This is a genomic window from Lachnoclostridium sp. MSJ-17 (assembly GCF_018918205.1).
Lineage (GTDB): Bacteria > Bacillota > Clostridia > Oscillospirales > Acutalibacteraceae > Ruminococcoides.
In genome coordinates this window covers 1-12,826 of sequence record NZ_JAHLQB010000106.1, presented here as the reverse complement: position 1 = coordinate 12,826, position 12,826 = coordinate 1, and the positions used below count along the sequence as shown (strand labels likewise).

The window sequence follows — 12,826 nt, the reverse complement described above, 5'->3', positions numbered from 1 at the left end:
GAAAACCATTTTTAGATAAACAATTATTCAGGTATTGAATAAATGAATAGTCATATTCATCAGGGGTTGTTGCTTTAAGTTCGTCAAATTTATTCAGTTGTTGCCCCTCTGCCTGATATGGTAGAGGGGCTTTTAATGGGGGTTAATCAGCTTATTGTGAAGCGGCGGCTCTTCGTCTGCTTCGTAAAGGCTTTATAAAGATCGCCAAACTGCTTTTTGAAAGATGTTGTATCGAAACGATTTGAGAGAACAGAAGTCCAGCGGACAATGTGGGTATCAACTGTCATTTCCTCGGTTTCCTCGGCGTTCATAACTGCCTTGATTTCATCTTTGATTGCTTCGGCTTCTGCTTCGGCTTCCTTTGCAAGTGCTTCCCATTCTTTGAGGGCTTCGATCTTTGCGTTCAGTTCCTTGATTTTTTCATTTGTCAACATAGTGAAAACTCCTTTTGAAAATAGATTTGATTAAGCTCTGAGGGCGTTCCCTCGTCTTATCTTGTCTATATTATACACCTATTGGTGAAGTTTGTCTATTGACATTATTTACAAACATTCACCTAAAAGTGTAGTCACTTATTGGTGAATATCCCATATTGACTTGATTCACCAATAGGTGTATAATCTAATTAAAGACAAACCTCAACGATATTTTTTGAAAGGGTGTAAATTATGAAATTCGATATCTACCAAACAATAACAGATAGGATCATCGATCAATTAGAAAAAGGATTGATCCCATGGGAAAAAACATGGTCAGGTATTAGCGGTGGAGCATTCAACAGAATCAGCCGCAAGCCTTACAGCTTATTGAATCAAATGCTTTTGAAGCATCGCGGAGAATACGCAACTTTCAAACAATGGCAAAACCTCGGCGGTCATATTCGCAAGGGTGCGAGAGCTGAAATGGTTGTTTACTGGAATATCATTGAAAAAGAGGAAGTCAACAAAGACGGCGAAAAGGTTGTTGTCGGAATCCCGATTTTGAAGTATTACAACGTGTTTCACATCTCAGATGTTGAAGGGGTTACACCTCTTACAACAAACGAAACAGAAGTTAAGCCCATTGAATCAGCGGAAAAACTTATAATTGATTATGTAACAAGGGAACATATCAATTATAAAGAGATTGTCAGCGATAAAGCGTATTATTCGCCTATTACTGATTCAGTTGTAGTACCTACCAAAAAACAGTATCAGAATATAAATGACTTTTATGCAACTGCTTTTCACGAAATAACACACAGCACAGGCAACAAGTCAAGATTAAACAGAATAACAAGTGTTGCGGCGTTCGGCTCTCAGGAATACAGCAAAGAAGAGCTTGTCGCAGAAATAGGATCGGCAACATTGATGAATCTGTTAAATCTTGAAACATCAAAGACTTTCAGAAATACAACCGCTTATATTCAAAGTTGGTTAAGAGTCTTAAAGAATGATAAAAGGTTTATCGTTTCGGCAGCAAGCAAGGCAGAAAAAGCAGTCAATTATATTCTCGGCAACCAATAAACAAATAATATAAATCAAGCCCACCTAATCAAAAAAGGTGGGCTTTTGTATTGCGTTTATTTAGCTTTATTTTGCGTGTATAGGCTTATTTTTTGTTTCAAGCTAATTTTATTGATTTTAGCTAAAAATGCAACACAGGGCAAATATAAGCAAATTAAAGCTATTGCAATGTTATTTATTTGTATTGATAAAATAAAAAGCTGACAGCGGCAGAGCAAAAAAATCAGGCTGAAAATATATAGTCTTTTTTCGTCTAAAATCGTTTCTAAGCTGATTTTTTTATTTGAAAATAATTTGACTATGAAACAGAAAAAGCATGATCAGCGGCAAAATAAAAGCAAAACAGAGGTGTTATAAAGGGATATTTCGCTTGTTTTTAGATTAATTTTGCTTTTTGTGGGCTTATTCGGTGCAATTTTCGGTGTAAAAGGGGGGATATTTACACATTTTAATTACTATTCTATCAAGGTTAGGTAAATACCAACTTCACATATCTTTCGGGTAAAAATATTAATATACCGTTGTGTTTTGCTCGTTAAAGCCAATTACAATACTTGCTATTAAAAATAGTATTTTATATATAATATTTATTATTTTCTATTGCGTTAAGCAGGAGGATATGCTAAAATGATTATGCCAAACTTTTTACTACAAAATGAATAAGTGTATAGAATATTTCTTCATTTCTTTTGTTATGCTATTTTTATCATTTTTGATAAAAATGCGTACTTCTTATAGCATACTTTTGAAATGAAGATATGTAGTAAATTGTTTGGCGACAGTTTGAAGTATCGTGTTTTTTGACGCATGATCTTCGGGTTGTGCGTCTTTTTTATTGGAGGAACAGCATGGAGAATAAGTTAGTAAAATTTTTAGGCAACGAATATACCATACCATATCAGCTAAAGGATTTTATCAAGTATTTAAACTACTTTGAACATATGTTAGATAAAGACTTAATGCCTTTGCTATTATCAGAAATGAAGCGAAAAGAATGGAGTGACGATGGAAATAGTTTTTCATACTATGAATCTCCTATGAAAATAGCAGGCGAAAAAGTAATAAAAAATCTGTTAGAACAAAATGTATATGATATAACCCTTCAAGATTTAGTTTATAACAATAAAGGTTATTTACAACTAAAGCAAGTATGTCATGAAACATTAGAAGAAATGCGAAATATACTTATTGATTCTATGAATGAATGGCAAGCTGGATACAATAGTGCTTATTCATCTGCTTCATCAAATATTACTGGCATGGGCTTTTCAGTATGGACAAATAGTTTATCATCGGCTTTGCTTTACAGTGCTATGGAAGCAAGCACATTAAAAAAACAAACAAATCAAGCAAATAGAGAGTTTCAATCTGCTATGTCTGCATTAAATAAGACAACAGGAGATAGACAACAGCAAAGAGAAAACAATGTCCTTGTTAATAAGTATTATCCAAGAGTAGCAGAATCGCTTAGTTTGTTTGTTTCGCAACTTACTGAAATGTTTTTACACAAATCAGCGGATAACGGACAGTTTGACTCACGAATACTAAAAGAGTATGATTTGGCTCGTTCAAGCGGTATCTTGAATAACTTAAAACTTGTCCAAAATAAAAAGGATATTCTTACTCAGGCGTTTATCTGTTGTCCTTACAATCCTGATATATACCAAGCGATAATAAAATACGATCTTATAGATTTTGAAACATTTGAAACAGCAAAGTTCTTGCTTCAAGATAGTGTCTTATGTGATGAAATAAAGTCATATTGTATTAAACACTCAGCAGATATTGCAAAAATCAGTGAAGCAACAAAAGTGTATTCATCTTATACTGGAAAAAGTGAAATAGAAACACTTAAATCAGTATATAAAGATAAGGTGCGAATAGTTAATAAACACTTTTCTGAGTTGAGGTTAGCATTATCAAGCAACAGAAAATTAACAGACTGGATTTGTAGGAACATCAGTCGAAATGCAGTTGACTTTAGTAAGATGGAAAGAAGTGTTTTAAAGAAGATTATAGAATCCAAAATTAAAAATATAGGGGTATCTTCACAAATAATAGCGATATTCTTTGATAAAAAACTGATAACTCTTTCTGAATTAACGGGCAGTAATGTTAAGGCTGATAATTTAGAACAATTATATGACTATTTCATTTCAAATATGGAAACAGCGATTTTTCAATATTTAGATAAACTGATTGAACACATCAATAGCTGTATATCTATGTCAAATGAAAAAAAGGAAGAATTTGAAGCGAAACAAAAAGCATATCTTGATAGAATAAACGAATACAAGCAAGACGAAAAGTCCTTACAACAGGAAAGAGATAGATTAGGTATATTTGCTTTTTCAAAGAAGAAAGATTTAGATAGTAAAATATCGGCTTGTGTGTCTGAAAGAGAAGAATTTGAAAAGAGCAACAATCCCTATAGGCTTAAAGATGAAGCTGATCGGTTAATGGATAAAGCAGACGAATATATATAAAAAACAGCAGCAAGAGATTAGAACGCCGTAGCGGAAAACAAACCTTTATGGTTATTCTCTTAATTCAAGACAGTTGATTACTGTATTCAATTAAAGGAATAATGATCGGATAGCTGATAGGCGGTTTATCTAATGATTTATCTAACCGATTTCCGAAAAAAATTCTACGGTTTCTCTTTTTCATCGGCGTTTTAGCTAAATCCACGATAGATATTTTAAGCATAATAAACAACAAAACACAGAATAACACTTAATAACACTTTGTAAACTTGTTATCCTGCCACTCCAAAACCGCGTGCCGAGGGTTCAAGTCCTTCTGCCCCTGCCAAACTCAAAGTCTTAGAAATGGCTTGTTTAAGCCGTTTTTAAGACTTTTCTTTTTGTTCCGTGCTGTTCTGATGCTTCGTGAATGGGTCAAAAATCCTCGGTTTGGGGTTTATTTGGTGTTTATGGGTATCGGGTTATACAGAGAGTTATAGGGATTTACGGCGGGGTTTCGGCTGATTCATTTAGTGCCGTCCGCTTGCTTTTTTGACTTTGCCGCTGTCGACTTCTGAATAAAACCCATGAAAAAACCGCTGTCGTGATGGCAGCGGTCTTTTTATATCAGCTTGCAGCGGATTTCTTTCTCTGTTGGATGAATAAATCGTCGAGCTTTTCGGCGGCGAGATCGTCGGCGGATTGAATCGCATGAGCGTAGACCCTGCCGGTCGTAGCGGTGTTGGAGTGACCGAGACGCTTTGACACCGTAGTGATCGGCACGCCGGCGGCGAGCTGCAACGTGGCGTTGGTATGTCTGAGCGAGTGCAGCGTGATGAACGGAATGTCCGGGTGCTGCTTCATAAACTTGGAAAACCAGCTCGACACGCTGTCGGGCTTGAGCGGCTTGCCTTCGGGATTGGTGAAAATATAGTCCTCTGTTCCCTTCCAATAGGTGCCGAGTGCAAGGCGTTGCTCTGTCTGTATGGCTTGGTGCGCGCGCAAATCGTCAAGGCTTGTCTGCGGCAGTCTGATCACGCGCTCGGAGCTCTTGTTCTTCGGCTTGTCCTCGAAAATACCGAGTTTCGGGAGATACTGAATCGTGCTGCAGATTTACAGCGTTCCCTTTTTGAAATCGATATCCGACCACTTCAAGCCGAGGGCTTCGCCGCGCCGCATTCCCGTGAACAGCAGCAGTCGCACAATGGTGCGGTGCAGTTCATCGGCGGTCTCGATCGCGCTGATCAACGCGTCCGCCTGCGCTTCATCAATGTATTTGGCTTCCTTTTCCTCTGCTTTCGGCGTTTTCGTGCGGTCGCAAGGGTTTGAGAACAGCACGCCCCACTCAACGGCGGTATGCAGGATCACCGAAATCAGGCGGTGATAGTGCTGTATCGTCTTGCCCGAGAGCGTCTTGTGACCTTCACCGACGGGCGTAAACAGCTCCGACAGCGGCATTTCGAGCGCAGCGGCAAGCTTCTCGGCGTTCTGTTGATTGACGTTGTTCCCCTTGCGAATGGAGATCATCGTCGTGTTAGAGAGTCCCGAACGACGGCACAGCGCGGCGGTCGTCAGCTCATTTTCGCGCAGATAATCGTCCATGCTGATGTTGCAGGTGTATTTGGTGTCGAGCCGGACGCCGTTCTCGGCAAGATTGGCATAGAACGCGCGCAAATGCGGCGGCTGAATTTTGCAGAGCTTGATGTGGCCGATCGCGGCGTTGATGCGCGGCAGCAGGCTCTCATACCGGGCGTAGGTGCGCGGCCGCAAATCGTTTTTGCGGTCTTTCATCCATATCTCGGCGAACTCGGCAAATCGAATGTTTTCGTCAAGCACCTGTCCTTTCAAACAGCGTTCCTCAAACAGCGTGGCTTGCCGCTGCACTTCCTTCTCAATCTGCTTGGCGGTCATATTCGGCTCCGGCTTCCATGTCATGGTTTTGCGGATCTGCTTGCCGGTCATGTCGTAGCCGCAGGACACAATGAAGCGGTAGGAATTATTCCTCTTTTCTATGGTTGCCAGTTTTTTCACCTTCTTTTATATCTTCTATTCTTTCCTCTAACTTCCTGCATCTTTTCTTTATTGACTCCTCGTGACGCGGTAATTTGTACTTTGTGGCTTCTTCGTCAAATGGGTTCACATCATTCTCAAAATCACTAAGCATTGTGTGAAATTCATTTTCGACTAATTGTTTTAAGAATAGCGCGTATTCTTCGCCTTCGATGAATTTGCCGAAACGATAATGAGAATAATCCGGGTTTAATAGTAATCTATCATCTTCTGTCTCTATACTCGAATCATCCTCATCTCCGTATATGTTTACGGTAGCAATTCTTCTTAAAATCTCCATACCGTTCCAATAGTATGTTATATTTTCCGTAAAGTAGTTTATTATGTCCAAATATGAGAATAGTTTGTTTGACGATTCACAATCAAAATAATCAGACTCTCTTACTAAATTACGATTAGTGTCTTTCGCCAAAAGGGTTCGCGCTTCTTTCTCGAGCTTTTTGATACGGTTGAGATCAATCAAAAGATTAACAGATTTATCGCTCAAACCGATTTTTTCGCAAATGCTCTTTACGGTTGTGTCGTTCGATTTAATATCAATCAACCCCAAAAGATAATCCGAAGAAACATCAAAATATTTTGCAATATCTGTCAGCACATCAGAATTGGGAACCGTATTGCCGAGCGTATAGCTGTTGATCGCCTGCCTTGTCACACTGACAGAGTTGGCGAGCTCCGCCTGAGAAACGCCGGTGCTTTCAATCAGCTCTCTCAACCGTTTTGCGAAAACAGAGTTGTAGTTGTCCTGAACATTTCTTTTTGCTTTTGCCATTAACTCTCCCTCCTTGTCAATTTTATTTGCACTTATGCAAAATTCAATGATTTCGTTTGACAGTATGGTTTATTTGCTGTATAATGAATATGTAAAGTAAATCATACTACAAATATAAATCATCATTATTGATTTGTCAAGAGCAAAAACGAAAGGACGGAAAATATGTTAGCAAATGCAGACATCAGAAGCACAGCCAAAACAAAGGGTGTGCGGCTTTGGGAAATAGCAGAATTTCTTAAGGTCAGCGACCCTACCATGACCCGAATGCTCCGACGCGAGCTTCCAAATGCGGAAAAACAGCGGTTTTTTTCAATCATTGACGAGATCGCGTCAAAGCGCGGTCAAACGGAGGTGAGTATTCCCAATTGACAAGAACTGTGTTCAAAATCAAAAACGCCGCTCAAAGTGCTGGAACACTCTGAACGGCTGAGACCAAAAACCATACACACGTTTTATAGTCCTACAGATATTCTAACATATTTCGTGGGATTTATAAAGGTCTTTTTCATTTTTCTTTATTTCAATACACATTTTACAATCTTGTTAAATCAAATCACCTGAAATATACTAAAGGAGTATCATACATGAACATCTATCCAACAGCGGAGCAAGCTGCAACAACAAAAATTCCGGTCGTCCTGACCGTTAAGGACGCAGTACATAAAATCAAAGAGGAATGTCCCGGCACGGCGATAACAGAGAATTATCTTCGACAACTGATAAAAGACGGCATATTGCCGGAGCTGAAAGCAGGCAACAAGGTTTTGATCAACCTCGACGTGCTGATCGAGTATCTGAGCAACCCGACAGCGGAAAAATTCCAACCCAAAACAAAGGTGATCGGCTTCGGCGGTATTCGACCCATAGCGGCAGGACGGTGAGCTGATTGCATCCGAATAAGAACCCGAATAAAGAATCGGCATATCCTCTATGGACATACGGCAACGGCACAAATCGTAAACTCAACGAAAAGCTCTACATTTTAACCTTTATCGAACGCTATCAGGTGCGCTGTATCAACAACAAGCTCTATTCGGTAGACGGCGCGATCGAGGACGGCAAGGCGCGGCAAATCATCAGTCACGAGATCATGGATTACGTCAAATCCAATCACGGCGACAAGGCGGAAAAGCTGCTGCGCAGCATCAAAACGCACTGTTATATGGAGCCGCCGAAGCCTGATCTTGAAAAACTGCACTTTCAAAACGGCACCTTGTCCAAGGACGAAAACGGACTGATCACGGTGTTTAGCGAAGAAAAGGAATTCTGTATCAACCGCTTTCCGATTAGTTACAACCCCAACGCTCCGAAGCCCGAGCGGTTCCTGCGGTATCTGAACGACGTGTTCTTTCCCGACGATCAGGTAACCTTGCAGCAATTCTGCGGCTACTGCCTGCTGCCGACGACCGTACTGCAAAAGGCGCTCATCATTATCGGCAACGGCGGCGAAGGAAAAAGCGTGCTGGGCGCGATCCTTAACGGCATATTGGGCGATCTCAACTGCTACAACGAAAGCCTAAGCGTTCTGCAATCGCCCTTCGGCGTAGCGAACGTCGAAAACAAGCTGCTGTTCATCGACGACGATCTCAGCGAGAGCGCACTCAAAAATGCGCGGACATTCAAGAACCTCGTCACCAACAAAACCACCATTCAGGCGCAAAAGAAGTTTGTGCAGGACAATCCGATCAAGCCGTATGTGCGCTTCATCTGCTTCGGCAACTTCACCTTGCAGGCGCTCTACGACTTGTCCGAGGGCTTCCAGCGGCGGCAGCTCATTTTGCAGGCAAAGCCCAAAGACCCTGACCGCGCGGACGACCCGTTCATTGACCGCGAAATCCTCGAAAACGAAGCCGAGGGCGTTCTCCTGTGGCTTTTGGAAGGACTGAATGCTCTGATATGCAGCAACTACAAAATCGCCGTCAGCGACCGCACACAGGCACAGAGCGACAGTTTTAAGCAAGAGAACGACAGCGTGCTGATGTTTCTTAATGAATGTGACGGTATCAATATAGGTGAAGGACTACGCGCCCACTCGTCAACGCTTTATGTTGCGTATGAGCACTTTTGCAGAGATAACATGCTCACGCCGCTAAAAGAACGCAGCTTTCTCAATATGATGAAAACGAAGGGAAGGCAATTCGGCATAAAAGGTCACAACGAGCCTTTTGCGTTGCACACTTCGCACGGCACAAAACGCGCCAGAGGCTTCCTCGGAATCAGCGTCAGCGACAGCTATATCAATCTCAACTTCTGACAACTGTGACGTTCCGTGACAAGCGTGACGTCAAAAACGGCTTGTTTAAGCCATTATCATACTTATCACGGAAATCACACTACTTTATTAATAATATCATAATTTACATATTATTCTTGTTATATATATTATAAAACGCAAAAACTACTGTGATGTGTGTGATGTGTGTGAAAAATGTGAGCGGTGCATAGACAACAACGCCTATGCACCGCTTTTTTTCTTCTTCTGTTGGAATTCCATGCTGAGTTCCACTATAATACTGATTTTCTGTTAAGTCAAATTGTAGTAGTTATTCTATAAATTCCGTTGGATCGAATGCCCTCATTTTTTCAATTAGTTTCCAAATATTGCACCCAATATTATCAACCAATTCATCGACATCCGACGGAAACGCCTTGGCATGAGTAATAGCATCATCTATTCTGGGCAAATAGGTAGTTTCAAAGTCACGTATCTTCTTTCCATGATGTGCTTTTTTTGACAATTCATTACTAACATAAGTATGCGCATTTGAAACCTTCTTATTATCTTTAATGGTTCCAAGTTTATCAGCATATTCTTCAATAACATTTGAAAAGTGTAAAAGTAACCAAAATTCAAAACACGGATTAGTTACATAACAAGAATAACCATTATTTTTACAGTGAATAATGCAATTATTCATATTTGTTTCTGGATGTGCTTGTATATCTCTGTCAATAAGGATACAAAATTCATCCGAATCTCCACCGAATTTGCGGAGATACTTTCTATACTCTAAATCATATCCGAAATTAGTTAATTGAGTATTAATTGAGGAACGTTTTCCTTCTTCAATTTGTGAGGCATCTTCAATATATTGTTTAATAACCGACTCTCCAAATTGATTAATAAGGCTTGCAGGGATTTCGCTGATCATATCATCTTTATCAAGTTTTCTGAGATCAAGATACTCTTCAAGCAACTCTATTACATGCGAGGGCGCGCTGTTAGTATCTGAATTCCTCCGCTCCAACACCTCAACATTGACGAGCGCATCGATTCCTAAATCTTCTCTGTACTTTGATAAACCTTGAAGATATTGTTTTTCTGTAACGTTCCCTTCGATAGAAATAAAAAACAATTTTTTGGGCAATATTTTTTCTTCTTCGGACTCTCTTTCGAAAGCGTTTGAAGACAAACGAAACTTATTCATCATCTATCACTTCCTCAAAAGCATCCAATTTTTCTAAATTTGGAGTTGCTCCATATCTTCCAATCAAGTACTCTTTTTCGATTCTTTTATCAAAGCGTTCTTTATATAGATTCAGAGAATAGATATTAGAACTGTGATCTTTCTCTCGTTTTACAAACCATATTTCATCCTGTCGTAATAAGTCTAAATCTAATAAGTTAGAATCATGAGTTGTTGCTATTAGTTGACTCGAATTATTCCTAGATACAGAGAAAAACAGTTCAATAAATTTCCTTGTTAGATTTGTGTGAAGACTTCTATCGATTTCATCAATTAATATAACTCTGTTTTGCTTTAGCGCAAAGAAAATCGGAATAAGATCAAAAAGGCGTTGTGTTCCATCTGATTCATCAGAATATTCAAACAAATCATCAGCGTTGCCATGATTTAAAAGCATTTTACTATATACTATCTCACCATTCTCATTTTGTTTCAAAACAAATCTCTGATCATTAATCTTTAATGTTACTGGGCTATAAGTAACTCTATTAGCTATTTCATTTTCTATTTGATCGGCTTTCTCTTTTGGAATATCACTCAACAGTTTATCCAGATCAAATTCCATCAACTGGCTTTCTATTGATTCAATCCCTGTATCAAAATTCAAAAGATAATTGGAAAAGCTATCCTTACTATCATGATCTTCTACAATACTACCTAAGTTAGCGTATTTTGATTGCGGGAATATAACAATTAAGTCTTGAAACCATTTATAAACATCGATAATTTCCTTAATTACGCCAGACTGAATACTACTTCGTTGAGCGATATCACTTAAAATTGTTTTTTTCTTTAAAGTATCTGAAATACCGTTACCGAAATCTTCAAGATACAGTTTTAATCGTAATGTACTTTCATCATCATTATCAATAACGTCAGATGAAATAATACTATTTCCGTTTTCATCAATACTTCTATCATACAATACTGTTTCGGTATCGTTAGAAATCTTAACGAGCCATTCGGAAAGGAATTCTTTTGTGATATAAGAAAACGCAAAACCATACGAATACTCGGTGTTATTTGCAATTAATCTATACTCAAATACACCGGGAATCTTATTTGCGTTTTGCTTTATTCTAAAATACTTTTTACTGGTATCAGTTCCGTTTAATCCAAAAAGAATGATATTTCTTGAAAAAGATACAGCTCTAATAAAATTACTCTTTCCTCCTGCATTGGCACCGAAAATCAAACTTGATTTCAACACCTTTTTATTTGCTATTTCTGCAACGTGGTTTTTGTGCCTGCTGATTCTGCTTGCAAGCAAAGAAATACTTTGCTGTTCCAAAAACGACTTGTAATTGGACACAGAAAAACCGATCAACATATTATCTCCTCCTAATATATAGATACGATAGTATCTATATATTATTATAATGTGAATTTTTCACTTTGTCAATATGCGAATTTTAGATAATCTTAATAAACCCAAAAGCATTGTGTCGATTTATGTGATTTTTTCACATTTAGGTATTGACAATCTATAAAAATGGTGTTATCCTTATAGTGATGAAATTGGCAGTCGAAAGCGCCGAGTGCCAAAAAGAAAAGGCGAACCAAAAAAGTCCGCCTCTCCAAACTGAATTTAGCAAAGTAAATTCAGAGTCGCATTTGAATAATACCACACTTTCATTCCTAAATCAATAGTTTGGAGACAATTTCATCAAATAATCGTGAAAGGAGGTCTCCAAATGCAATTTGACGGAGCGCTTGTAAAAGAGCAAGGTGTATGTTTTGCGATTGCGGTTGTAAAGCCTCATGTGCTGAACAGCACCAATAAAGAAACTGTTCGAAATGGATTTAGACAGTATTTCGGACAAGTTCCGGTAATCCTCATGGCTCAAAACTCACGAGGAACGCCCATCTATGATGGCAGACGTGATATTGTGAATTTTCTTGCCGGCATCCACCCGTCGCGTATCCCATGGAAACGCTACACTATATACCAATAAGGAAGGAATGAATACTATGGCTAATCAACACGTTGTTCCAAACGGAAAAAATTGGCAGGTTAAAGCTGAAAAAGCAACAAAAGCAACAAAGAATTTCAACACTCAAAAAGCGGCTATTGCATACGCAAAAGATATCGCCAAAAACCAAAAAAGCGAGCTTGTGATTCACGGTAAGGACGGCAGGATCCGCGACAAAGACAGTTACGGTAATGATTCTTGCCCGCCGAGAGATACGAGATTCTAAATCATCATACACAAAGGGCGGAGCCATGTTGGTTCCGCCCTATTCTTGTATTACCGTTCAGTTTTTTAGAATAATCCTTGCATTTTTGCTTGTATAATAGTTGCTGTAATGCTGGCACCTACACCAATCAAGAAATCTTTCAAACCGACCAGAGCTGATTTAATAATACTCGGCTTCTTTTGAGCATTGATCTTCTCTTTTATTTCGGTCAGCATTTCTATAGCGGTTTCTTTGTTTTCAGCAGAAATATCTTCTTTTTCAATAGCGGATTCGATTTCTGATACAGCGTTTTCGGCTTTCTCGTAAGTGAATTCTACTGTATTATCATTTCCGGTAGCTATTACT

14 protein-coding genes are annotated in these 12,826 nt (G+C 39.0%); 7 read left to right on the top strand and 7 right to left on the bottom strand.

What is annotated here, in order from left to right; translation table 11 throughout:
* Positions 1 to 146: 146 nt before the first annotated feature.
* Positions 147 to 434, bottom strand: coding sequence for a hypothetical protein (locus tag KQI64_RS08770; RefSeq protein ID WP_216524309.1), 288 nt, complete (start codon positions 432 to 434; stop codon positions 147 to 149).
* A gap of 234 nt (positions 435 to 668) precedes the next feature.
* Between KQI64_RS08770 and KQI64_RS08765 the strand changes: the two genes are divergently transcribed.
* Both KQI64_RS08765 and KQI64_RS08760 read left to right on the top strand, forming a co-directional pair.
* The gene (locus KQI64_RS08765) at positions 669 to 1,505 is read left to right on the top strand and encodes an ArdC family protein (RefSeq protein ID WP_216524308.1); all 837 of its coding nucleotides are present in this window, start codon (positions 669 to 671) and stop codon (positions 1,503 to 1,505) included.
* An 848-nt stretch (positions 1,506 to 2,353) separates the two neighbouring features.
* Positions 2,354 to 3,991 carry a hypothetical protein gene (locus KQI64_RS08760; RefSeq protein WP_216524307.1) on the top strand — a complete coding sequence of 546 codons (1,638 nt, stop codon included), beginning with the start codon at positions 2,354 to 2,356 and terminating at the stop codon, positions 3,989 to 3,991.
* Between the two features lie 606 nt (positions 3,992 to 4,597).
* Here the strand turns inward: KQI64_RS08760 and KQI64_RS10655 are convergent.
* From KQI64_RS10655 to KQI64_RS08745, 3 genes are all read right to left on the bottom strand, one after another.
* A complete protein-coding gene (locus KQI64_RS10655) occupies positions 4,598 to 5,008 on the bottom strand; it encodes a tyrosine-type recombinase/integrase (RefSeq protein ID WP_216524306.1) in 411 nt (136 codons plus the stop codon).
* Between the two features lie 75 nt (positions 5,009 to 5,083).
* Positions 5,084 to 6,001, bottom strand: a complete 918-nt coding sequence (locus KQI64_RS10650; protein ID WP_216524305.1) for a tyrosine-type recombinase/integrase — start codon at positions 5,999 to 6,001, stop codon at positions 5,084 to 5,086.
* Complete coding sequence (locus tag KQI64_RS08745) at positions 5,967 to 6,812, bottom strand: helix-turn-helix domain-containing protein (protein WP_216524303.1); 846 nt, start codon at positions 6,810 to 6,812, stop codon at positions 5,967 to 5,969. The genes KQI64_RS10650 and KQI64_RS08745 overlap by 35 nt, the downstream gene beginning before the upstream one ends.
* A 165-nt stretch (positions 6,813 to 6,977) precedes the next feature.
* On the opposite strand from KQI64_RS08745, the gene KQI64_RS08740 reads away from it, so the two are divergent.
* From KQI64_RS08740 to KQI64_RS08730, 3 genes are all read left to right on the top strand, one after another.
* On the top strand, positions 6,978 to 7,184 hold the full coding sequence (locus KQI64_RS08740) for a hypothetical protein (protein ID WP_216524302.1): 207 nt from the start codon (positions 6,978 to 6,980) through the stop codon (positions 7,182 to 7,184).
* 215 nt (positions 7,185 to 7,399) lie between these two features.
* On the top strand, positions 7,400 to 7,696 hold the full coding sequence (locus tag KQI64_RS08735) for a helix-turn-helix domain-containing protein (RefSeq protein ID WP_216524301.1): 297 nt from the start codon (positions 7,400 to 7,402) through the stop codon (positions 7,694 to 7,696).
* Positions 7,697 to 7,701: 5 nt separating this feature from the next.
* A complete protein-coding gene (locus KQI64_RS08730) occupies positions 7,702 to 9,069 on the top strand; it encodes a DNA primase family protein (RefSeq protein WP_216524300.1) in 1,368 nt (455 codons plus the stop codon).
* 289 nt (positions 9,070 to 9,358) lie between these two features.
* On the opposite strand, the gene KQI64_RS08725 is transcribed toward KQI64_RS08730, so the two are convergent.
* Together KQI64_RS08725 and KQI64_RS08720 are read right to left on the bottom strand one after the other, a co-directional pair.
* Positions 9,359 to 10,246: an RloB family protein gene (locus KQI64_RS08725; RefSeq protein ID WP_216524298.1), complete on the bottom strand. Its 888-nt coding sequence runs from the start codon at positions 10,244 to 10,246 to the stop codon at positions 9,359 to 9,361.
* The gene (locus KQI64_RS08720) at positions 10,236 to 11,612 is read right to left on the bottom strand and encodes an AAA family ATPase (RefSeq protein WP_216524297.1); all 1,377 of its coding nucleotides are present in this window, start codon (positions 11,610 to 11,612) and stop codon (positions 10,236 to 10,238) included. Before KQI64_RS08720 ends, KQI64_RS08725 begins: the two co-directional genes overlap by 11 nt.
* Before the next feature lie 364 nt (positions 11,613 to 11,976).
* Between KQI64_RS08720 and KQI64_RS08715 the strand changes: the two genes are divergently transcribed.
* Both KQI64_RS08715 and KQI64_RS08710 read left to right on the top strand, forming a co-directional pair.
* Positions 11,977 to 12,237 carry a hypothetical protein gene (locus KQI64_RS08715; protein ID WP_216524295.1) on the top strand — a complete coding sequence of 87 codons (261 nt, stop codon included), beginning with the start codon at positions 11,977 to 11,979 and terminating at the stop codon, positions 12,235 to 12,237.
* A gap of 16 nt (positions 12,238 to 12,253) precedes the next feature.
* Entirely contained in the window at positions 12,254 to 12,481 is a 228-nt protein-coding gene (locus KQI64_RS08710; protein ID WP_216524294.1) for a DUF2188 domain-containing protein, read from the top strand.
* A gap of 65 nt (positions 12,482 to 12,546) precedes the next feature.
* On the opposite strand, the gene KQI64_RS08705 is transcribed toward KQI64_RS08710, so the two are convergent.
* Positions 12,547 to 12,826: hypothetical protein (locus KQI64_RS08705; RefSeq protein ID WP_442912075.1), on the bottom strand; the 280-nt coding region annotated here is incomplete at its 5' end.